This is a genomic window from Granulicella sp. S156 (genome assembly GCF_009766105.1).
Classification (GTDB): Bacteria; Acidobacteriota; Terriglobia; order Terriglobales; family Acidobacteriaceae; genus Granulicella.
Window position 1 is genome coordinate 556,255 of record NZ_LMUH01000022.1, and the last position, 20,173, is coordinate 576,427.

A 20,173-nucleotide genomic window follows, 5' to 3' on the forward strand; every position below is an offset into this window, starting at 1 on the left:
TCCCATCTGTGGATACATGCGTTAGAGCGGTTTCACCGCTGTGATTTCGCATTCAATGCGGGTTTCTTTACAGAAAACCACACAAACATCTTTCACTTCGCTCTACAGCTGTTATGAAACCGATTCAGCCCGCGAAATGCCCATCGGTCGTGAACGACCCGTATAGATCAAATAGAGTCGATTCCTGATACCTGAGGTTGCATTGAGACGATAATCAGCTACTTGGCTGCCACAAAAGGCTGGGGTTGCCAGTGGCCCGAAAGCGTGAACGCTGCATGAATCAGTGCGATATGCGAGAGTGCCTGTGGAAAGTTGCCCAGCATACGCTTATTTACAGGATCGTACTCCTCACTCAACAAGCCTACATCGTTGCGTAGTGCCAGCAGACGATGAAACATCTCGCTGGCCTCCTCCTTCCGTCCCATCAGATGAAGGTTGACCACGAGCCAGAAACTACAGGCCAGAAATGTGCCCTCGTCGCCTTTCAAGCCGTCCGGAGTGGCTGCTGGAATGTAGCGCCGCACTAAGCCATTCCTGGTTAGTTGTTTCTGAATGGCATCTACAGTGCCGACAATGCGAGGGTCATCCATCGGCAGAAAACCAACCAGACCCAACCGCAGACAGGAGGCGTCGAGTTCCTTCGAGCCATAGCTTTGCGTGAAAGCATTGAGTTTTTTATTGAAACCCTTCGCGCAAATCTCCTTGTGCAACATATCGCGGTTCTTGCGCCAGCGTTTGACGTCGCCTCCGCCGTCGAAACGCTCGTAGTTCTTAAGCGCACGGTCAAGTGCGACCCAGGCCATCACCTTGCTATGAACGAAGTGCTGACGTCCGCCGCGCGTCTCCCAGATACCCTCGTCCGGCTCCGGCCAGACCTTGCACAGGTGGTCGATGAGCGCAGCCTGCAATGCGGAGGCAGGAACGCGGATGTCCTCATCGGCTTCCGGCGTGTTGTACAGCGCGGTCGCGACTTCGCCAAAGACATCCAGTTGAAATTGTTTGGCCGCAGCATTGCCGAAGCGCACAGGCAGGGAGTCCTCATAACCCCGCAGCCAATCGGCGTTCCATTCAATCAATTGCCGCTCACCACTAATGCCATAGATGGTCTGCACCTGGCCAGGAGAGCCGGCAATCGCACGCAGAAGCCAGAGACGCCACTGCACGGCCTCCTCGGTGTAGCCGGCGCGCATCAGCACCAGCAAGGTAAATGACGTGTCGCGCAGCCAGCAGTAGCGGTAATCCCAGTTGCGTTCGCCGCCAATCTTCTCCGGCAGCCCGGCGGTCACCGCAGCGACGATGCCGCCGGAGGGCCGATAGGTCATCGCCTTCAGCGTCATCAGACTCCGTGCGACGGCATCCGCATACTCACCCTCGTACTTCGACCGTGCCGTCCACTCGCACCAGTAATCCTGCGTATCGCGAAGAGCATCTTCGGGGGGCACGCGCTCCGGCACCACTTCGGTCGAACCGGCGTAGGTCAACACAAAACACGTCCGGTCGCCTTCGCGGAGAGTGAACTCGCTGACCGTCTTCAGCCCCTCACCCTGTAATTCGACCGGCTTACCTTTCACGCACTCACTGTGCAGCACTACCATGTGCGGGCCGGCAACCGCACGCAACTCGTTGCCCTTTTTTGTGACCCAGGGGATTGTGAGACCGTAGTCGAAGCGGATGGCGAGTTCCATGCGCATCTTCACTTTGCCGCGAACGCCGGTCACAATACGGACAACGTCGGAGTGCTTGCCCCGTGGCGGCATGAAGTCAGTGAGACTGACCGCGCCTTCTTCGGTGACAAACGTTGTTTCAACAATCATGGTTCCGGGCAGGTAACGCCTGGTAATCGAACGGATTTCGTCCTCGGGCCGTATGCGCCAGTAACCATTTTCTGCCGTTCCCAGCAGCGCAGCAAAACACGCCCCATCTGAAAAAGATGGCCAGCACAACCAGTCGATCGAACCCTCACGGCTGACCAGCGCCGCGGTTTCGCAATCGCCGATAAGGGCGTAGTCCTCAATGCGGGCCGCGTGCAGCGGTACCTGCTTCTCTTCTTTTCCGAACCACTTCGACACGATCCCTCCAAGTCGGACCCGATTCATTGCTCCACAGCACAACCAGCTTTGGTCCCTCTGCATCCCTTACCCTTTAGAGGACGGGTGTAAGGTGGAGACGCTGGGAAGACATCTTCCACCGTTGGATGCGTCCTGGCAGGATACGCGTTTCGTGTTGGCTGCAAACGCATGAATTTACGAAAGATCGACGCAGGAGAGAACGTACAGCATGAAACCGAGTGAGGGCCGCCGCCGCATCGTCATCGAAGAGATTCAACCACAGGTCGATGCTGGCCGTTATCCCGCAAAACGCGTCACAGGAGACCTCGTCGAGGTCACAGCAGCGATCTTTGGCGACGGACATGATCACGTTGCAGCCCGGCTGCTGTATCGCCATGAGTCGCAAAAGAAATGGGCTTCTGTTCCTTTCCAGGAGCTCACGAACGATATGTGGACAGCCAGTTTTCCCGTCGACAAGCTCGGCATGTGGCGCTTCACCGTCGAGGCCTGGGTCGACCACTTTGACACGTGGGTGCATGATCTGGGCAAACGACTCGCCGCTCAACCCGACCCAAAAGAGCCCACGCCACAGGCGACGCCGCAGGATATTCCACTGGCTCTGCGCATCGGAGCAGACCACCTGGAGGCAGCCGCTTCGCGGGCTAAGGGAGAGGATGCGAACCGTCTGAAACTGGCTACGGAGCAGCTGCGGACACTCGCGGAGGCAAAGCTTCCGTTCTACGAGTCGCCCATCACCCCTGAATTGGAAGAACTCGCGGCAAAGTATCCCGATCTTTCGTTTGCGACAAAGTATCCGGTGGAGCTGCCGTTATGGGTCGATCGCGAACGTGCGCGTTTTTCGAGCTGGTATGAGCTGTTTCCGCGTTCGGCCTCGCCGGTCCCGGGCCGGCATGGCACCTTGAAAGACGTCGAGGCCCGGCTTCCAGAGATCGCCGCAATGGGCTTCGATGTGGTCTACCTGCCACCGATTCACCCCATTGGGGTCGCGTTTCGCAAAGGCAAGAACAACTCCGTCACGGCTGAGCCGGGCGAGGAAGGCAGCCCCTGGGCCATTGGTTCTGCCGAAGGCGGCCACACGGAGATCCATCCGAAGCTGGGTACACTGGCCGACTTCGACAACCTCGTACAAGCAGCGCAGGCACAGGGTATGGAACTGGCGCTGGATATCGCCTTTCAATGCTCGCCCGACCACCCGTGGGTAAAACAGCATCCAGCGTGGTTCGTTCATCGGCCCGATGGAACGATCCAATATGCCGAGAACCCACCAAAGAAGTATCAGGACATCTATCCGCTGAACTTCGAATCCAGCGACTGGCGCGGACTTTGGGATGCGCTCTTCGGCGTCTTCAAGTTCTGGGTCGACCGCGGCGTGCGCGTCTTCCGCGTCGACAACCCCCACACCAAGGCGCTGCCGTTCTGGAAGTGGTGCATCGCAGAGGTTCAAAGCACAGCACCCGACAGCCTCTTTCTCGCCGAAGCGTTCACACGCCCGCATGTGATGTACTCCCTAGCCAAGGGAGGCTTCACCCAGAGCTATACCTACTTCACATGGCGCACCGACAAGCCTGACTTGCAGAGCTATTTTGAGGAGCTGACCCAGCCGCCCGTCTCGGACTTCTTCCGCCCCAATGTCTGGCCGAACACACCCGACATCCTGCACGAGCAGCTCCAGACCGGCGGCCGGCCCATGTTCATGCAGCGTGTGATCCTGGCCGCAACGCTCTCTGCAAACTACGGCATCTATGGCCCGGCCTATGAGCTTTGTGAAGGCCGCCCGGCAGCGCCGTCGTCAGGAAAGACCGGGTCGGAGGAGTATCTCGACAGCGAGAAGTATCAGATTCGCGAATGGGATCGCTCGTCACCGCAGTCCATTGCCCCGCTCATCACGCAGCTCAACAAGATTCGCCACGAACACCCTGCGCTGCAACGCAATGAGAGCCTGCACTTCCATCCGTGCCCGAACCCGAGCATTCTCTGCTATTCGAAGTCGACGCCGGACTTCTCGGATACGATCCTCGTCGCGGTCAATCTAGACCCACTCAACGAACAGGCTGGGATCATCAATCTCGCGCTCGACAAGCTCGGACTGCCCTGGCAGGGAAGTTTTGAGGTCGAGGATCTGCTCACCGGCGCTCGCTATCTGTGGCACGATCAGTGGAACTACGTCGCGCTCAAACCCAGCGTGATACCGGCGCATGTGTTTCGGATCGTGAGGCCAACCTGAAGTCCGAATTTCTTTTCTTTGGACACCGCGAGGTTGGCGGGTGGACGATATTGGAACAAAAGATGTGCCTAGCCTTCGAAAGTTTCTAGAGAGTCCTGAAGGCTGACCACCGCAGCTTCTAAATCTGCATCCAACTCCCTCAGGAGCCCCAGCACGAGAGAGGCCTTTTACGAGTGAAGAAACCCTGTAGCGCCACCGATCCGCTCTGGTACAAAGACGCGATCATCTATGAGATCCATGTGCGTGCCTTCGCCGACTCCAACGACGATGGCATCGGCGACTTCCAAGGCTTGATCTCCAAGCTCGACTATCTGCAGGACCTCGGCGTTACCTGCCTCTGGGTTCTGCCGTTCTTCCCCTCGCCGCTGCGGGACGACGGCTATGACATCGCCAATTACACCAATGTCAACCCTTCCTACGGGACGATTGAGGACTTCAAACAGTTCCTCGACGAAGCGCATGCGCGCAACATGCAGGTGATGATCGAGCTCGTCATCAACCACACCAGCGATCAGCATCCGTGGTTCCAGCGCGCGCGCCACGCTCCCAAGGGCAGCCCCGAGCGTGATTACTACGTGTGGAGCGATACCGACCAGATCTACAAGGACGCCCGTATCATCTTCACCGATACGGAAAAGTCGAACTGGACGTGGGACGAAGAGGCCCAGCAGTATTACTGGCATCGCTTCTTCTCGCACCAGCCTGATCTGAACTTCGACAACCCGGCAGTGATGGAAGAGGTGCTGAAAGCGATGCGCTTCTGGCTCGACATGGGCGTCGATGCCATGCGCATGGACGCGATTCCCTACCTCGTGGAGCGCGACGGCACCAACTGCGAGAACCTGCCCGAGACCCATGCCGCGATCAAAGCCATCCGAGCGGCGATCGATGAAGGCTATGAGAACCGCCTGGTGCTCGCCGAAGCCAACCAGTGGCCGGCCGATGTGCGGCCCTACTTTGGCGACGGCGACGAGTGCCACATGGCGTTCCACTTCCCACTGATGCCACGCATGTACATGGCGCTGCGGCAGGAGGATCGCCTGCCCATCACCGACATCATGGCGCAGACGCCTGGAATCCCCGATAACTGTCAGTGGGGCCTCTTCCTGCGCAACCACGACGAACTCACGCTCGAGATGGTGACCGATGACGAGCGCGACTACATGTATATGGCCTACTCGGCCGATCCACGCATGCGCGTTAATGTTGGGATTCGCCGCCGCCTGGCACCCCTGCTCGACAACAACCGCCGCCGCATCGAGCTGATGAACTCCCTGCTGCTCAGCTTCCCCGGAACGCCGATCATGTACTACGGCGACGAGCTCGGCATGGGCGACAACATCTATCTCGGCGACCGCAACGGCGTACGCACGCCCATGCAGTGGAACTCCGACCGCAACGCTGGCTTCAGCAAGGCAGTGCCTGCCAGGCTCTACTTCCCGGTCATTATGGACCCCGTTTGGGGCTACCAAGCGATCAACGTAGAGGCCCAGCAGAGCGATCCCTCTTCGCTGCTGCACTGGACGCGCAACATGATTGCGCTGCGCAAATTATTCCAGGTCTTCGGCCGGGGCACGCTCGAATTTCTGCATCCGGAAAACCGCAAGGTTCTGGCTTATATCCGCGACCTCCAGCGCGAAGATGGCTCGCCGGAGACGGTGCTCTGCGTCGCTAACCTTTCACGCTTTGCGCAACCGGTAGCGCTTGACCTGGCTAAATTCGCCGGACGGCAGCCCGTTGAAATGCTGGGCTACGTCGCGTTCCCCGAGATCACCGATCAGCCCTACCCGCTGACGCTCGCGCCCTACAGCTTCTTCTGGCTGGAACTGCAACCCGCAGCACCCAAGCCGGAAGCTCCCACCATTGAATCTCCCACGGAGAACGAGGCGCTAGCGGGTATCGCACCGAACAGTGCACCGGCATCCCACCCCTTGTCCATCGGCAGCCTTCTGGAAGGTGGAGGGCACGAACTCCTGCAGCAATTGCTGCCGAACTATCTGGAGCAACAACGGTGGTTTGGAAGCAAATCACGGAAGATTCGCTCTGCCGTCGTTGGCGCTTCCATGGCGCTCGCTGGAGACGAGTACAGCATCGCGCTGATCGACGTCACCTATGACAATGGAAGTGCAGAACGCTACCAGCTTCCACTCTCCATCGCAGCAGGCGATTCGGCAGAGGCCTTGCGCAAATCGTCACCGAAAGCGATCCTGGCAACGCTGGGGGATGCGACGAACGGGTCTGTACTTTACGATGCCACGGCAAGCGAAGGTTTTCGTCAGGCACTGTTTGGGGTGTTTACAACCTCGACAAAAGACGGTGCGACCATTCTGGCCACGCACTCGCCGGTATTCAATCCCACCAGCCTTACAGGAACGGAGTCTCGTGTGGGCTCGGCAGAGCAGTCCAATACCAGTCTTCTATTCGATCAAAAAGCGATCCTCAAACTCTTCCGGCGGCTGGAACCCGGCGAAAATCCTGACGTGGAGATAAGCCGCTTTCTCACCGATGTCGCGCACTTCGACCGCATCCCAGCCTATCTGGGCGAGCTTCATCATAACGATGGAACAACCCTCGCCTTTCTTCAGGCGTTCGCGGCCAACGAGGGCGACGGGTGGTCGTGGTTCTCGGAAGAGCTGATCCGGTTCTACGAATCAGTTGCGAACTCACCGCAACCCGCGTCCTACGGCAAGCCTGCAAGCTTTCTCGCGGAAGCGGAGATTCCGCAGGACGCGCAGGAGCATGCAGGCTTTTCACTCGAAGCAGCGGCGCTGATTGGAACTCGAACGGCGCAGATGCATCTTGCCCTGGCAACGCCGACAGACGACATCGCGTTCTCAGCCGAGCCCACTTCCACCGAAGACCTGACTCGCGACTCTGCACGCATTCGCGAGCAGGTCGAGCAGGCGTTAGGAGCGCTCAAACGCAATCTTGCGACGATCCCCGACGATCTGGTCGACCGCGCTGCGTTGCTCCTGAGCCGTCGCAGCGACCTTCTGCAGCGCACTCGGGCGCTCGCGACGGATGCCCCTGCAGCCTTCGGTGAACGTATCCGCATCCACGGCGACTATCATTTAGGCCAACTGCTGCACGCGAAATCGGACTTTTTGATCGTCGATTTTGAGGGCGAGCCCGCTCGGTCGCTCGAAGAACGCCGCCAGAAACACTCGCCACTGAAGGATGTTGCCGGCATGTTGCGCAGCTTTAGCTATGCCTCGCGTTCAACACTTGACCGTTACACACAGCGCCGCCCTGAACAGTCAGGAGCCCTCGCTGGATGGGCATCACTCTGGGAAAATGCCGTATCGGTAAAGTTTCTTCAGGCCTACCGCGAAACAATACACGGGGCTGGAGTACAGGGGGCCTCGCTGCTCCCAAAACCACCCCAGGCTGAGACCCTGCTGCATGCCTTGTTGCTTGAAAAATCGCTCTACGAACTGCTCTACGAGTTGAACAACCGGCCCGATTGGTTGCATATTCCACTTAGCGGCTTGCTTGCGCTCGCCCGTGATACTGCTTAAATCGTCTATCGTTGCATTGTCTTGTAAAAACTCATGTCCTCATCGCCGATTGCCGACATCTCGAATGCAAGCCCGCTGGAAACAGCGCCAGCCGTACGCAGCACGGACAGCAGCCGCGCCACGCTGCTCATCTGCCTTCCATCATTGGGTATCGATGGTTTGCAGACGATGCAAGATCGCATTGGCGCCGCTCTTCCCGGACAATCCGTGGTTCTCGCCTCGCCCGACGTTCTCCCAGACAACGAATCCAGCACGGAACACCTGCGCCTGGTCGGTTATCCGGCGGGACCTCCTCATGCATCCTGGACCCTCGTGGCTAGTGACTTTCTCACCGCTGCCGATCTCGCGCGCGAACACAACGCATCAGCGCTCATGCTTCTCGGAGCGGAAGCTGATTCCCTGTCATCGGCTGGACTGCAGGCACTGGCCACCTGCATCCTCAACCAGAGAGTCGACCTGGCACTGCCGCGCTACAAAACCGGCCCACACGATGCCCTGGTGAGCTCAGCACTGCTCTATCCTCTTACGAATGCGCTTTTCGGTGTGGGGACGCATCTGCCTCTGCCGCTCGATGCAGCGCTCTCTTTGCGCATGGCCGAACGTCTCGCTGCAGCCGCACGCAGGCTGGGCAATGGAGCTCAGAGCACGCCGCTTGTCTGGCCGGCCGCAGAAGCTTCAGTCTCATCCTTTGTCGTCCGTGAGATCGAAGTCGGCGAGCGGACACTGCCGCATCCGGGCGACGCCGATCTAAACTCGCTGCTCGCCGAAGTTGCGGGTTCGCTCTTTACCGACATCGAAGCGAAGGCGCCCTTCTGGCAGCGCAGTAGAAGCTCGATCTCTGCGGTTCAAGCCTCGGAACCGGTGCTTTTGGGAAGCGAAACCGAGGAACTCGCCGAAGTTCGCGCGATGGCGGAGAGCTTTCGCAGCGCCTACCTGAATCTTCAGGAGATCTGGTCGCTGGTGCTCCCTCCACAATCGCTGCTCGCGCTGAAAAAGCTGTCTCTGGCGCCACCCGAGAGCTTTCTGATGCCTCCGGACCTGTGGGCGCGGGTCGTATACGACTTCGTCCTCGCCTACCATCTGCGGACCATCAACCGCGGCCATCTGCTTGGCGCGTTGACGCCACTCTATCTGGCGTGGGTCACCTCGCACCTTCGCCGGTCGGCTGGTGACGCAGCGCTGTCGTCACGGCATGTCGAGGAGACGGCTTCCGCATTCTCCACCGAGAAACCTTATGTAGTCGCCCGCTGGCGCTGGCCGGACCGTTTCAATCCTTAAGAGCGCCAACTCGGCCGATACGCCCTGGAATCGCAGTATCCGCCGGCACCAACGAAGCTAGGAGCCATCATCATGGGTCAGCAAATCAAATTCGCCCTTCTCCAATCCACGCACCGCGTGGTGGTCGTGCTAGTCCGCTTTCTTCCCGGGCTATTGGCCTTTCTGCTCGCCGTAGCCGTGTTGGCCCTAATCGGCTTTTTGCTTGCGGCACTCATCCGTCGACTGCTGACGGCAACACGCTTCGACGAGCGCATCAAGGCAAACGAGAAGATCAGCTCGCCGGTAAACTTCTCCGACTGGGCCCCCTCCCATTCCCCGACGCTACTGATTTCGCGTGTGATCCTTTGGGTCTGCATACTGGCCGGCGTCGCCATTGGCATATCGGCGTTCGACGCGTCGTACTCTGCTGATACTCAGGTCTCGCTCTTTGCCCTTCCCTACCTGACGCATCTCCTCGGCGCCATCCTGATTCTCTTTGCTGGAAATCTGTTGGCGAGGTTCCTCGCACGTTCGGTGCTCATTGGTGCCGTCAATGCGCAACTGCAATATGCGCGCTTTCTTTCGTTTGGAGTAAAGTGGCTGGTTCTGGTGCTCACCGCTGCCATGGCGCTCGACCATCTGCAAATCGGCGGCACCGTCGTCGAACTGGCTTTCGGTATCCTCTTCGGAGGCATCGTTCTCACGCTTTCGCTTGCGATCGGGCTCGGTTCGCGAGACCTGGTGAGCCGCTCGATCGAAAAGAGCATCGAAAAACCGCTGGCCGTCCGCCCCACAGAAGACTCACCTGCAACAGAGGTGCGCGAGACTCCAGGCCCCAAGCTGCGGCACTTCTAATAGAAACCGCGTCGATATAATAGATTGATGCAACAGCACGACATCTATGCGCAGCTCACCACGATCTTTCATGATCTTTTTGATGACGACTCTATCGTGCTCAATCCCGGCCTAACAGCCGCGGAGGTTCCCGAGTGGGACTCGTTCAATCACATCAATCTGATCGTGGCTATCGAGTCGCGCTTCGGCATCAAGTTCCAGACCGCCGAACTGGAATCTATGCACACGGTAGGCCACCTCGCCGATCTCATTCAGTCGAAGCTGGCCGCGCAAGGACGCTAAATGATCCTGGAAGTCGCGACTCTGGATGTTCGCGCCGGGCAGGAAGATGAGTTTGAGGCAGCGTTTAAGAAGGCGCTTCCCCTCATCACCGGAATGCAGGGCTATATCTCTCATCAGATACGCCGCTGCCACGAGAAGCCGAGTCGTTACATTCTTCTCGTGGAGTGGGCAAAGCTCGAAGACCACACTCAAGGATTTCGCGGCTCTCCGCAGTATCAAGAGTGGCGGGCACTCCTGCATCACTTTTATGATCCATTCCCCACTGTAGAGCACTATCGAGATCCGCTCTAATCCTTGCGCTATCGCGGGACTCATCGGCCAGCACATGACGCCCGACCCCATTTCGTACTATCCTCTTCGGATACTCAAACTACACGACCAACTCAGCTATGTCGCAAAGCAAACCCATTCTCGGCGCTTCTCCTCTTCGCAAAGAGGGTCGTGCGAAGGTGCTCGGCGCAGCAAAGTACATTGACGACCAGTCGCTGCCGGGCATGTGGCACGGCGCGACTGTGCGCTCCTCCATCGCCCGTGGAATCATCTGCAGCATTACCTTTGCTCCGGAGATCGACTGGGAGCAATTCGCCATCGTGCGCGCCTCCGACATTCCCGGCGAAAACACCATCGTCCACCTGACCAAAGATCACCCCTGTCTTGCCGAGAGTCAGGTCAATCACCCTGAAGAACCCATCCTGCTGCTCGCGCATCCAGACAAGACCGCACTCCTCGCCGCCGTGCGCGGCGTGCGTATCGAGTACGACGAACTACCCGGCGTCTTCACCATCGAAGAGTCCGAAGCCGCCGTTGAGAACAATGACGCTGAGCGCATCATCTGGCCGGGCAGCGATGCCGGCGGCACAGCCAACTGCTTCAAACAATACCTGATGTACTCCGGTGAGGCGAACGAGACCGAGGACGGTCTGGCCGCTGCGTTTGAAGCTGCCGATTTCATCGTCGAAGAGGAATACCACACCGGCGCGCAGGAGCAGCTCTACATCGAAAACAACGGCGTCATCGCCGAGTGCAACAAAGATGCTCTCGGTAATGTGAGCGATGTATGCGTACGCGGTTCGATGCAGTGTCCTTACTACGTCGTGCATGCGCTTACTCTGATCTTCAATCTGCCCGAAGAGAAGTGTCGCGTCATCCAGGTGGAGACCGGCGGCGCATTCGGCGGCAAGGAAGACTTCCCTTCCGTCATCGGCTCGCACGCCGCGCTGCTGGCGATGAAGTGCGGTCATCCGGTGAAGATCACTTACGACCGGGCGGAGGACATGGCCGCGACCACCAAGCGGCACCCTTCGCGCACGCGACACCGTACGGCAGTCTCCAAAGACGGCAAGCTGCTGGGCGGGACCATCGATGTTGCTATCGACGGCGGAGCCTATGCAACACTCTCGCCGGTTGTGTTATCGCGCGCAACGATTCATTCGCCAGGTCCCTACAAGTGGCCACATATCCGCGTTCGCGCCAAGGCCATGGCGACGAACATCCCTCCGCACGGCGCCTTTCGCGGCTTCGGTGCGCCGCAGTCGCTCTTCGCGCTGGAGCGCCATATGGACAAGATCGCGAAGACGATTGGCCTTACGCCCGAAGAGCTTCGCCGCCGCAACTTCCTTGGCACCGGAGACCGCACAGCCACAGGCCAACTCCTGAACGAGCCCGTCGACATGCAGCATTTGCTGACGCGCGCGCTGCAGGAGAGCGAATACCACGAGAAACTCGCACGCTTCGCCGAAGAGAACAAGCATTCCACGATCAAACGCGGTGTCGGCTTTGCCTCGTTCATGCACGGGGCCGGATTCACAGGCTCCGGTGAGCGGCGATTGAACTCGCTGGTTCATCTCGATGTACTCGAAGACGGACGACCGCAGATCCTGGTCTCGTCCACCGAGTTCGGACAAGGCACCAACACGATACTCTGCCAGGTTGCTGCACAGACACTCCAGCTTCCTTATGAGGACATTCTGATTGCGCAGCCCGACACGAGTGTCGTACCCAACTCCGGTCCAACGGTTGCGAGCCGCACAGCCATGATCGTCGGCAAGCTCGTGGAGCGCGCCAGCCACCAGATTTTAGCCACACTGCGTGAGCAGGAGGATCTGCCTGAAGAACACACGCGCGAACAGTTCATCGCAGCGGCGCAGTCCTATCGCGCAAAGCATGGCTCGTTGCGCGCTTCCGTTCGCTACGAGCCGGCCACGAAGATCTACTGGGACGACGAGCTCTATCGCGGCGATGCCTACCCCGGTTATGCATGGGCGGTCTACGTCGCGGAAGTCGCGGTCGATCTCAATACCTACATGGCAACCGTCACACGCTTTGACGCACTGCAGGAGGTCGGACTGGTCATGCACCCGGTACTTGCCAAGGGTCAGATCGAAGGCGGCGTGGCACAGGGTATCGGCTATGCGCTTTACGAAAAGTGCGTCTGGAAGGAGGGCCGCATGATGAACAACCAGATGACCAATTACATCATGCCGACCAGTGCCGACCTGCCGCCGATCCATGTGCACTTTGAAGAGGTGCCAAGCATCCACGGCCCCGGCGGAGCAAAAGGTATCGGGGAGCTTCCAATGGACGGTCCCGCGCCAGCAATTCTCAACGCCATCGAAAACGCCACGGGCATCGCCTTCAACACCATTCCGCTCTTGCCGGAAGACATCTTCGAACGCTTCACCAGCTTTACCGAGCCCGCGCATGGCGGCAGTGAAGATTTTGACCCCACGCATCTGGGTGAGTTTTTACCAGAGGCCGTTGCATGAACACTCCTATCCAATTCACCGTCAACGGCAACAGGCAGAGCGTCGACGTCCCACCGATGAAGCGGCTGCTCGATGTTCTGCGCGAAGACTTGCACCTGACCGGCACCAAAGAAGGCTGTGGCGAAGGCGAGTGCGGCGCTTGTGCTGTGCTGCTCAATGGGGAGCTGGTCAACTCCTGCCTCGTGCCCGCCCTACAGGCCCATGGTTCACGGCTCTGCACCATCGAAGGTGTTTCGACCGAGGGCCAACTGCACCCTATTCAACAATGCTTCCTTGAAAGAGGGGGTGCACAGTGCGGCATCTGCACGCCGGGTATGATTCTTGCCACGCATCATCTGCTGGACAAGTACCCCAACCCAACCCTCGAACAGATCCAGGAAGGACTCGCCGGAAATCTCTGCCGCTGCACCGGCTACATGCGCATCTTTGAGTCGGTTCAACAAGCGGCCAACACCATCTCTCCCTAATCCATCAACGAATGGAAAGGCATACAGAACAAATGCGCTCCGACGTCTCACTCTACGATCTCTCAGCGCCGCCATCGCTCGACGCCGCTCTCGCGATCCTCGCGAAAGAGCCTGGTAAATACACGCCTATCGCTGGGGGGACCGAGCTGATGGTTGCGCTCGGCGTCGGCCGCCTCGTACAGCACTCCCTGATTTCGATCCAGCATCTGCGCGAGCTGCGCTTCATCCGCGTCGACGACAAAGCCATCCACATTGGCGCCGGCACGACCTTCACCGATATACGCCGCAGCCAAGCCATCGCGGAAGACCTGCCACTGCTGATTCAGTCTGCCTCATGGACTGGGAGCATCGCGAATCAGAACCGCGGCACGCTCGGCGGCAACATCTGCAATGCCTCCCCTGCAGCCGATACACCGCCTGCGTTGCTGGCTTATGGAGCGACGGTCAGACTCATCAGCGCAAGCGGCACACGCACCATGCCCTATTCGGATTTTCACCTCGGCTACAAAAAGACGGTGCTGCGGCCCGACGAACTGCTACACAGCATCAGCGTACCGCGCGACTTCTCAGACTATCGCCAGTACATCCGGAAGGTAGGAACGCGTAACGCACAGTCGATTTCTAAGATTGCGTTGGCTGCCATTGCAAAACTGGAAGGCGATACCATCGCAGACATCCGTCTCGGCGCGGCATCGCTGACGGATCGCCCCGTGCGCTGCTCAGCGACAGAGGCTGCACTACAGCGCCAGCGGATTGATGGAGCAAACCTAGACGCAACTGTTCGCGCCGCACGCGCTGCTCTGGCAACCGAAGCCAAGCCTATCGACGACATTCGCAGCACGGCAAAATATCGGGCGGCAGTCGCCGCAAATCTGCTGGAAGAATTCCTGCGATCGCTGTAGTACCACTGCCAGCACAAGCTTTTAACGCAGAGGTCGCGGAGGTTTCGCGGAGGGCGCGATGGCATTAGTAGTGGCCTCTGCACGCGTAAGATCCTCTTCCGTATCAATATCAAGCGCCAGTCTCTCATCCACGACGACTCGCGCACTCCGCAACATCTCACGCGCTCCGACATCCCCGCTCAACTGCTGTAAATCATCAAATCCGGACGTGGGAAAGTATGCCGGAATACCAACCTTGCCTGCATAGCCTGAACCAGCGATGTTCTCAGTGTCCTCGTACAGCGCGCGCAGGTGTTCAGGACTCACCGCAACCTGATCGCAGGTCATCAAGACAACACCGCTCGCCTTCAACATCTTCGCCACCGCCACACCCCGGCGAATGGAAGCGGCCATCCCCTCCGCAAAACCTTCGTTGATCACAACGAGACAACCCAGCTGCTGGAGCGAGTGGCCAAAGTCTCCCTCTGGATTGACCACAGCAATGACCGGCGAAAGCCCTGCTTCCTGCGCCACACGCACAGCACGCTCCACCAGCGTTTCGCCCTCAAAGACAACGGTCTGCTTCGGCCTGCCCAGTCTGCTTGAAGTACCTGCTGCCAGCACAACTCCCGCGATACTCATAGCGCACATTGTGCCTGCAGATAGCGCGACGCGTCATCCCTGGCGATCAACTCTGTAACTGCTTCTGGGGCCATGCGCCGCGATGCTCCAAGCTTCCCCTCATGACAGGCCTGGATCTCCGCAACGATCGAGAGCGCTATGGCCTCCGCACCATCACCGCCAAGATCCAGCCCCACGGGAGCGAAGATCCCCGCACAGGCACGTTCCAGCGTCCAATCCAGCATTGCGGCCACTTCGCTTACTAACAGAGCGCTGCGGTGCCTCGCTCCCAGCAATCCGAGATAGCTTGGCCCGCTCGGCAAAACAGCAGCAAGCCAGTTGCGGTCTTGTTCATAACTATGCGTCATCACGACAACAGCATCGCGCGAATCGATACGCAGATCATCGGCGGCCGGCGCTACAAGCACCTGCTCGGCCTCGGGAAAGCGCTCTGCCCGCGCCCATTGCGCGCGTCCATCCACTACAAGGATGCTCCATCCCAATAGCGCGGCCATGCGCACCACCGGCTGTGCATCGTCGCCAGCGCCAAAAACGAAGAGCCGCTGGGGCGGCTCGAGAGTTTCACAAAATGTATTGCGGGAGGAGTCCGCAAAGTCTGGGCGTAGACAGAAGACATCATCTACTCTCTGAACGGTGCGATGCAGCTGCCTTCCAGGTCGAGGAAGCCAGGTCTCCACAAACTGCGTCTCGCCATGAAGAGACGAACGCATTGCGTCCATCAGTGCGTCGAACTCCGGCGTTCCTGCAGGCTCGAGCAACAGCTCTACCGTGCCGCCACAACCGAGGCCGTAAGGAATCTCCGCCGTATCGTCGAAGAGCGTTGAATAACGTTGGATTGTAGCGCCCGCGCCAACCATCCACTGTGCTTTGCGAACGATTTCGGCTTCCAGACAGCCCCCCGAGATAGAACCGGCGTAGTCACCGTTCGCCGCAATCAGTAACCGAGCTCCTGTGCGGCGATAGCTCGAGCCTTCCACACGCACCAGCGTCGCCAGGGCCACGGCATCGCCACGCTCCCAGAGTTCGACGATCTGACGGCGTTCGCGCATCATCCGCCCAGAATACTCCTTTGTTACTTTCTTTTCGCTGAAGGCTCTTATTCCTTCTCGCTGAAAGTATGGATGCCGCACTCCAGTTTTTTGCCGCCCCAGCGGCCGCTGCGCGCATCCGCGCCAGCCGCGGGAATGGCCGTGCAGGGTTCGCAGCCGATGCTGGTATACCCCCGGTCGTAGAGCGAGAGCCGTGGAATCCCGTGCTCTTGAGCATAGGCCTCGACGCGCGCCCAGTCCCAGTCGGCCAGTATGCTGATCTTCTTCATCTGCTTGCCGGTCGGCAGCTTATGGTCTTCGACTTTCTTCAACCCGGCGCGTGTCGGAGACTGCTCGCGGCGCAACCCGGTAAACCACCACGAGTAAGGCTCCAGCGAGCGCATCAACGGTTCGACCTTGCGAATCTGGCAGCACTTCGTCGGCTCTACGATATGCAGCAGGCCAAACTCTTTCTCATGCTCCGCGAGCGTGGTGCGGGGCATCGCATTGATGAGGTTCAGACCCCACTCCTGCGCCAGACGATCGCGATATTCGATCAGCGCAGCAAAGTGATAGCCAGTCTCGAGGAAGATCACCGGCACACCGGGCAGATGCTTGCGCAGCATGTGCAGCACAACCATGTCTTCGGTCTGGAAGCTGCTCGTCAGGCAAACGGCTTCTCCGCGCGACTCGCGCACGATTTCAGCAGCAATCTCTTCCGCCTGCAGCCCTTCGATATCGACCGACACCGTGCTCATCGCTTCGCCTCCAACCATGTCCGCACTGCTTCAAGCCCCTGCACGAAGTGATCTTCAGTAGATGACTGAAGTGCAGTAACGGTTTCAGCGCTGAGGGCCGCACGTGCCGAGATCGCTGTTACACCTGCGAGTTGCAAGGCGCGTGTAACTGCCACCAGAGCGCTCTCCGGGATAAGCGGGTCGTCGACGATCACTGCACGCTGTCCGTGATGATGCAGTTCTTCGCGCAGCGAGATAGCTGCGGCTTCATCCCCAGGCAAGAAGAGGAAACCTGGTTTGTGCGCGACAGACTCTTCGGTATCGTCAATCGAAGCAGAGATCATCGCTGCACCGACGGTCGCATTGGTCACTGCATCGATCAGAATCAGCGATCCGGCGCCACGGCTCTCGGCATAGGTATCGAAGAACAGCGGCAGACTAGTCTCGAACTCCACCTCGGCAATATCGTTCATTGCAAGCTTTGCGGCATCGCGCTGCTCGGCTGTGTTCACGTCGACACGATAACGAATCGCCCGCACCGTCGCGCGCACCGTCCGAGTCGTATGCTTGGCCAGATAGGCCTTGCCGACGACGAGCGGATCTTCGCTCATCCACACCACCATCGCGCGGAACTGTGTGCTGATCTGCGGCGTCGCCTGATCTTCGGCCACCAACATCTCGCCGCGGCTGAGATCGATCTCGTCCTCAAGCTCCAGGGTCACGCTCTGGGGAAAGCTCGCGGCCTTCAACTCGCCGTCGTAGGTCACGATGCTCTTCACACGGGTCGTGCGGCCGCTCGGCAATGCCTTCACGCGCAGGCCGGGGGTTACTTCACCGCGTTCGACACGGCCAGCAAAACCGCGAAACGTCGCATCAGGCCGCACCACCAACTGCACCGGAAAACGTAGCGGGCCATGCTTGGCCACAACAAACTCCAGCGGCACCGTCTCGAGGTACTCGAGCAGCGTTGGCCCCGTGTACCAAGGCATCGCCGTTGAATGTTCCACGACGTTGTCGCCAGCCAGCGCGCTCACCGGAATAATCTCGACACTCGGCAATCCCAGCTTCGTTGTAAGCTTGCCAAACTCCTCGCGAATATTCTGGAACAGCTCCTCCGAATAACCGACGAGGTCCATCTTGTTGACCGCAGCCACTACATGCGGAATCCGCAGCAGACTGGCGATATACGTGTGGCGGCGCGACTGCGGCAACAGGCCACCGGCCTTCGCAAAGGCGTTCGCATCGATCAACACAATCGCTACATCCGCAGTCGAGGCACCCGTCGCCATGTTGCGCGTGTACTGCTCGTGCCCCGGAGTATCGGCGATGATGAACTTCCGCTTCGAAGTCGAGAAGTAGCGGTAGGCCACGTCGATCGTAATGCCCTGCTCGCGTTCTGCCTTCAGACCATCGGTAAGCAACGAAAGATCGACGACGCCCGCCCCTGCACGGTTCACGCGACTCGTGCGGATCGAGGCCAACTGATCTTCGTAGACGCTCTTGGTATCGTGCAGCAGCCGTCCGATGAGCGTGCTCTTTCCGTCGTCGACACTGCCTGCAGTGGTAAAGCGCAGCATCTCCTGGTCGAGGTGAGCATCGAGGAATGCGCGGAAGGCCGTCTCGCGAACACTATCGTTCAAACTCAAATCCTGTGCGCTCATTTAAAAGTAGCCCTCCCGCTTCTTCAACTCCATGGAGCCTTCTTCATCGTGGTCGATCGCACGGTTTTCGCGCTCACTGCGGCGGAAGGTAATAAGCTCTTCGATAATCTTCGGCAGCGTGTCCGCATCGCTGCGAATCGCACCCGTGCAAGGCAGGCAGCCAAGCGAACGCATGCGGACTTTCATCGGCTCAGGTTTTTCCCCCGGCAGCAGCCGTACGCCATCGTGTACGAGCGTGATGGAGCCGCCGCGCACGACAGCCAGCCTATCCTCAGCAAAGTACAGCGGCACAATTGGAATCTGCTCCGCATAGAGATAGAGCCAGATGTCGAGCTCCGTCCAATTCGACAGCGGAAACACACGGATGCTCTCGCCTTTGCGCAGACGCGAGTTGTAGAGGCTCCACAGCTCAGGTCGCTGGTTCTTCGGATCCCACTGCCCGGCTCCGTCGCGGAAGCTGTACACGCGTTCTTTGGCTCGGCTCTTCTCTTCATCGCGGCGCGCACCGCCAAACGCAGCGTCGAAGCCACCTTCTTCAAGCGCATCCAACAGAGACCGCGTCTTCAGCGCGCCGCAGCAGTTCTGCGTGCCCAGCTTCCAGGGGCTCGCGCCATCGGCGATGGCGGCCTCGTTGCGATGCACGATCAGGTCGGCACCAATCTCTTTCGTGTAGGCGTCGCGAAACGCGATCATCTCGGGAAACTTGTAGCCGGTATCGATATGCAACAGAGGAAACGGAATCTTGCCCGGATAAAACGCCTTCTGCGCCAGCCGCAGCATCACGCTCGAGTCCTTGCCGATGGAGTACAGCATCACCGGCTTCGCGAACTCGGCCACAGCCTCGCGCAAGATATAAAGGCTCTCGGCCTCAAGCGCCTGCAGATGGTTCAGCCGCTCCCGCAGCACCTCTGTGGCGTTTCCCTCTGGAACAGTAGTCGGCAAAGAACCTCCTGATGCGGCGCGTATGGTTTCTGCGCTCGTCCGGCAAACATGCCGGCAAAATGTAGGAATCAGATGTTGAGTAGGAAAAAAAGTATCAGTTACGGTCTTACTGGCTGCAAAAGATGAGGGCAACCAGGCGGCGGAAGGGCGTCAACAACAACCAAAGGGCCGTGGACAACAACATCCGGCAATGCACATAACTTCCACAGATATATTCTACGCGGGGCAGAAGGCTGGGGCAATCGCCACTCTCAGGCCCTCTCGCAAGAGAACAACCCGTTGGATTACAACAGCAAGCCTCTCATTTTCTGCTAGACTGGATCAGTCGGTTAGCAAGCGGCGCAGTCCCATAGTATTCGGAACTGAGTGTCTTGCCCCCATCATTGACCGACAGGACAATACCACCAGAGGTTCGGGGCGTAGCGCAGTCTGGTAGCGCACCTGGTTCGGGACCAGGGGGTCGGAGGTTCGAATCCTCTCGCCCCGACCATTTCAACTTGAGCGTATCAGATGCCACCACGGTAACTGTCATCGCCCTGGCTATTTAGATACCCCCAAAAACAACTAGTTAGAGCCATGGGCGTTTTCGCCCCAGATCCGATTTGGGTCCAATCGCTAATTCCTCGATCCGTCTCACTTCAGCCCGCACATCCACTTTCACGGAAGGTGGATGTGCGGGCTCGCCCTTCTTATCGTTCCTTGCAAACTCCGCCTTTGAATCGCGGGTTAAAACGAAAGGGCGGAGAGATATCTCTCCGCCCTTCTCGGTTGATGAGGGTTAGAACTCGATACGGCCAGACACCTGCAGAACGCGGGCATTGATGCCTGTGGCATCGGCCGTGATA

At 58.9% G+C, this 20,173-nt stretch carries 15 protein-coding genes and 1 tRNA gene; 10 read left to right on the top strand and 6 right to left on the bottom strand.

Features of this window, described 5'->3' with window-relative positions; translation table 11 throughout:
- Positions 1–218 precede the first annotated feature (218 nt).
- Positions 219–2,069, bottom strand: coding sequence for a glycoside hydrolase family 15 protein (locus GSQ91_RS18110; RefSeq protein WP_254064680.1), 1,851 nt, complete (start codon positions 2,067–2,069; stop codon positions 219–221).
- Between the two features lie 208 nt (positions 2,070–2,277).
- Here GSQ91_RS18110 and GSQ91_RS18115 point away from each other — a divergent pair, with 208 nt between their 5' ends.
- From GSQ91_RS18115 to GSQ91_RS18155, 9 genes are all read left to right on the top strand, one after another.
- Positions 2,278–4,293 (top strand): alpha-1,4-glucan--maltose-1-phosphate maltosyltransferase, encoded by a 2,016-nt coding sequence (locus GSQ91_RS18115; RefSeq protein WP_158823149.1) that lies wholly within the window; start codon positions 2,278–2,280, stop codon positions 4,291–4,293.
- A 173-nt stretch (positions 4,294–4,466) separates the two neighbouring features.
- Entirely contained in the window at positions 4,467–7,811 is a 3,345-nt protein-coding gene (treS, locus tag GSQ91_RS18120; protein ID WP_158823150.1) for a maltose alpha-D-glucosyltransferase, read from the top strand.
- A 33-nt stretch (positions 7,812–7,844) separates the two neighbouring features.
- The gene (locus tag GSQ91_RS18125; protein WP_254064681.1) at positions 7,845–9,089 is read left to right on the top strand and encodes a hypothetical protein; all 1,245 of its coding nucleotides are present in this window, start codon (positions 7,845–7,847) and stop codon (positions 9,087–9,089) included.
- A 72-nt stretch (positions 9,090–9,161) separates the two neighbouring features.
- Positions 9,162–9,923, top strand: coding sequence for a hypothetical protein (locus GSQ91_RS18130; protein ID WP_158823151.1), 762 nt, complete (start codon positions 9,162–9,164; stop codon positions 9,921–9,923).
- Positions 9,924–9,950: 27 nt separating this feature from the next.
- Positions 9,951–10,205 (top strand): acyl carrier protein, encoded by a 255-nt coding sequence (locus GSQ91_RS18135; RefSeq protein WP_158823152.1) that lies wholly within the window; start codon positions 9,951–9,953, stop codon positions 10,203–10,205.
- Positions 10,206–10,496, top strand: a complete 291-nt coding sequence (locus GSQ91_RS18140) for an antibiotic biosynthesis monooxygenase (RefSeq protein WP_158823153.1) — start codon at positions 10,206–10,208, stop codon at positions 10,494–10,496.
- Between the two features lie 98 nt (positions 10,497–10,594).
- Positions 10,595–12,970 carry a xanthine dehydrogenase family protein molybdopterin-binding subunit gene (locus GSQ91_RS18145; protein ID WP_158823154.1) on the top strand — a complete coding sequence of 792 codons (2,376 nt, stop codon included), beginning with the start codon at positions 10,595–10,597 and terminating at the stop codon, positions 12,968–12,970.
- A complete protein-coding gene (locus GSQ91_RS18150) occupies positions 12,967–13,437 on the top strand; it encodes a (2Fe-2S)-binding protein (protein ID WP_158823155.1) in 471 nt (156 codons plus the stop codon). The genes GSQ91_RS18145 and GSQ91_RS18150 overlap by 4 nt, the downstream gene beginning before the upstream one ends.
- Positions 13,438–13,469: 32 nt before the next feature.
- Positions 13,470–14,339 (top strand): xanthine dehydrogenase family protein subunit M, encoded by an 870-nt coding sequence (locus GSQ91_RS18155; protein WP_158823156.1) that lies wholly within the window; start codon positions 13,470–13,472, stop codon positions 14,337–14,339.
- A 21-nt stretch (positions 14,340–14,360) separates the two neighbouring features.
- Here the strand turns inward: GSQ91_RS18155 and GSQ91_RS18160 are convergent, their stop codons facing one another.
- The 5 genes from GSQ91_RS18160 to cysD are packed head-to-tail and all read right to left on the bottom strand — an operon-like array spanning position 14,361 to position 19,328.
- Positions 14,361–14,960 (bottom strand): NTP transferase domain-containing protein, encoded by a 600-nt coding sequence (locus GSQ91_RS18160; protein ID WP_158823157.1) that lies wholly within the window; start codon positions 14,958–14,960, stop codon positions 14,361–14,363.
- On the bottom strand, positions 14,957–16,012 hold the full coding sequence (locus GSQ91_RS18165) for an XdhC family protein (RefSeq protein ID WP_158823158.1): 1,056 nt from the start codon (positions 16,010–16,012) through the stop codon (positions 14,957–14,959). The genes GSQ91_RS18160 and GSQ91_RS18165 overlap by 4 nt, the downstream gene beginning before the upstream one ends.
- Before the next feature lie 44 nt (positions 16,013–16,056).
- Positions 16,057–16,746: a phosphoadenylyl-sulfate reductase gene (locus tag GSQ91_RS18170; protein ID WP_158823159.1), complete on the bottom strand. Its 690-nt coding sequence runs from the start codon at positions 16,744–16,746 to the stop codon at positions 16,057–16,059.
- On the bottom strand, positions 16,743–18,386 hold the full coding sequence (gene cysN / locus GSQ91_RS18175) for a sulfate adenylyltransferase subunit CysN (RefSeq protein WP_158823160.1): 1,644 nt from the start codon (positions 18,384–18,386) through the stop codon (positions 16,743–16,745). The genes GSQ91_RS18170 and cysN overlap by 4 nt, the downstream gene beginning before the upstream one ends.
- A complete protein-coding gene (gene cysD / locus GSQ91_RS18180; protein ID WP_158823161.1) occupies positions 18,387–19,328 on the bottom strand; it encodes a sulfate adenylyltransferase subunit CysD in 942 nt (313 codons plus the stop codon).
- Positions 19,329–19,741: 413 nt separating this feature from the next.
- Here cysD and GSQ91_RS18185 point away from each other — a divergent pair.
- Positions 19,742–19,818 (top strand) — tRNA-Pro (locus tag GSQ91_RS18185).
- The last annotated feature ends 355 nt before the right edge of the window (positions 19,819–20,173 follow it).

Bases quoted from the DNA above. Each gene is read 5' to 3' on its own strand.
- GSQ91_RS18115 (WP_158823149.1), top strand. From the start codon at position 2,278: ATGAAACCGAGTGAGGGCCGCCGCCGCATCGTCATCGAAGAGATTCAA.
- GSQ91_RS18125 (WP_254064681.1), top strand. From the start codon at position 7,845: ATGTCCTCATCGCCGATTGCCGACATCTCGAATGCAAGCCCGCTGGAA.
- GSQ91_RS18130 (WP_158823151.1), top strand. From the start codon at position 9,162: ATGGGTCAGCAAATCAAATTCGCCCTTCTCCAATCCACGCACCGCGTG.
- GSQ91_RS18135 (WP_158823152.1), top strand. From the start codon at position 9,951: ATGCAACAGCACGACATCTATGCGCAGCTCACCACGATCTTTCATGAT.
- GSQ91_RS18140 (WP_158823153.1), top strand. From the start codon at position 10,206: ATGATCCTGGAAGTCGCGACTCTGGATGTTCGCGCCGGGCAGGAAGAT.
- GSQ91_RS18145 (WP_158823154.1), top strand. From the start codon at position 10,595: ATGTCGCAAAGCAAACCCATTCTCGGCGCTTCTCCTCTTCGCAAAGAG.
- GSQ91_RS18150 (WP_158823155.1), top strand. From the start codon at position 12,967: ATGAACACTCCTATCCAATTCACCGTCAACGGCAACAGGCAGAGCGTC.
- GSQ91_RS18155 (WP_158823156.1), top strand. From the start codon at position 13,470: ATGCGCTCCGACGTCTCACTCTACGATCTCTCAGCGCCGCCATCGCTC.
- GSQ91_RS18160 (WP_158823157.1), bottom strand. From the start codon at position 14,960: ATGAGTATCGCGGGAGTTGTGCTGGCAGCAGGTACTTCAAGCAGACTG.
- GSQ91_RS18165 (WP_158823158.1), bottom strand. From the start codon at position 16,012: ATGATGCGCGAACGCCGTCAGATCGTCGAACTCTGGGAGCGTGGCGAT.
- GSQ91_RS18170 (WP_158823159.1), bottom strand. From the start codon at position 16,746: ATGAGCACGGTGTCGGTCGATATCGAAGGGCTGCAGGCGGAAGAGATT.
- cysN (WP_158823160.1), bottom strand. From the start codon at position 18,386: ATGAGCGCACAGGATTTGAGTTTGAACGATAGTGTTCGCGAGACGGCC.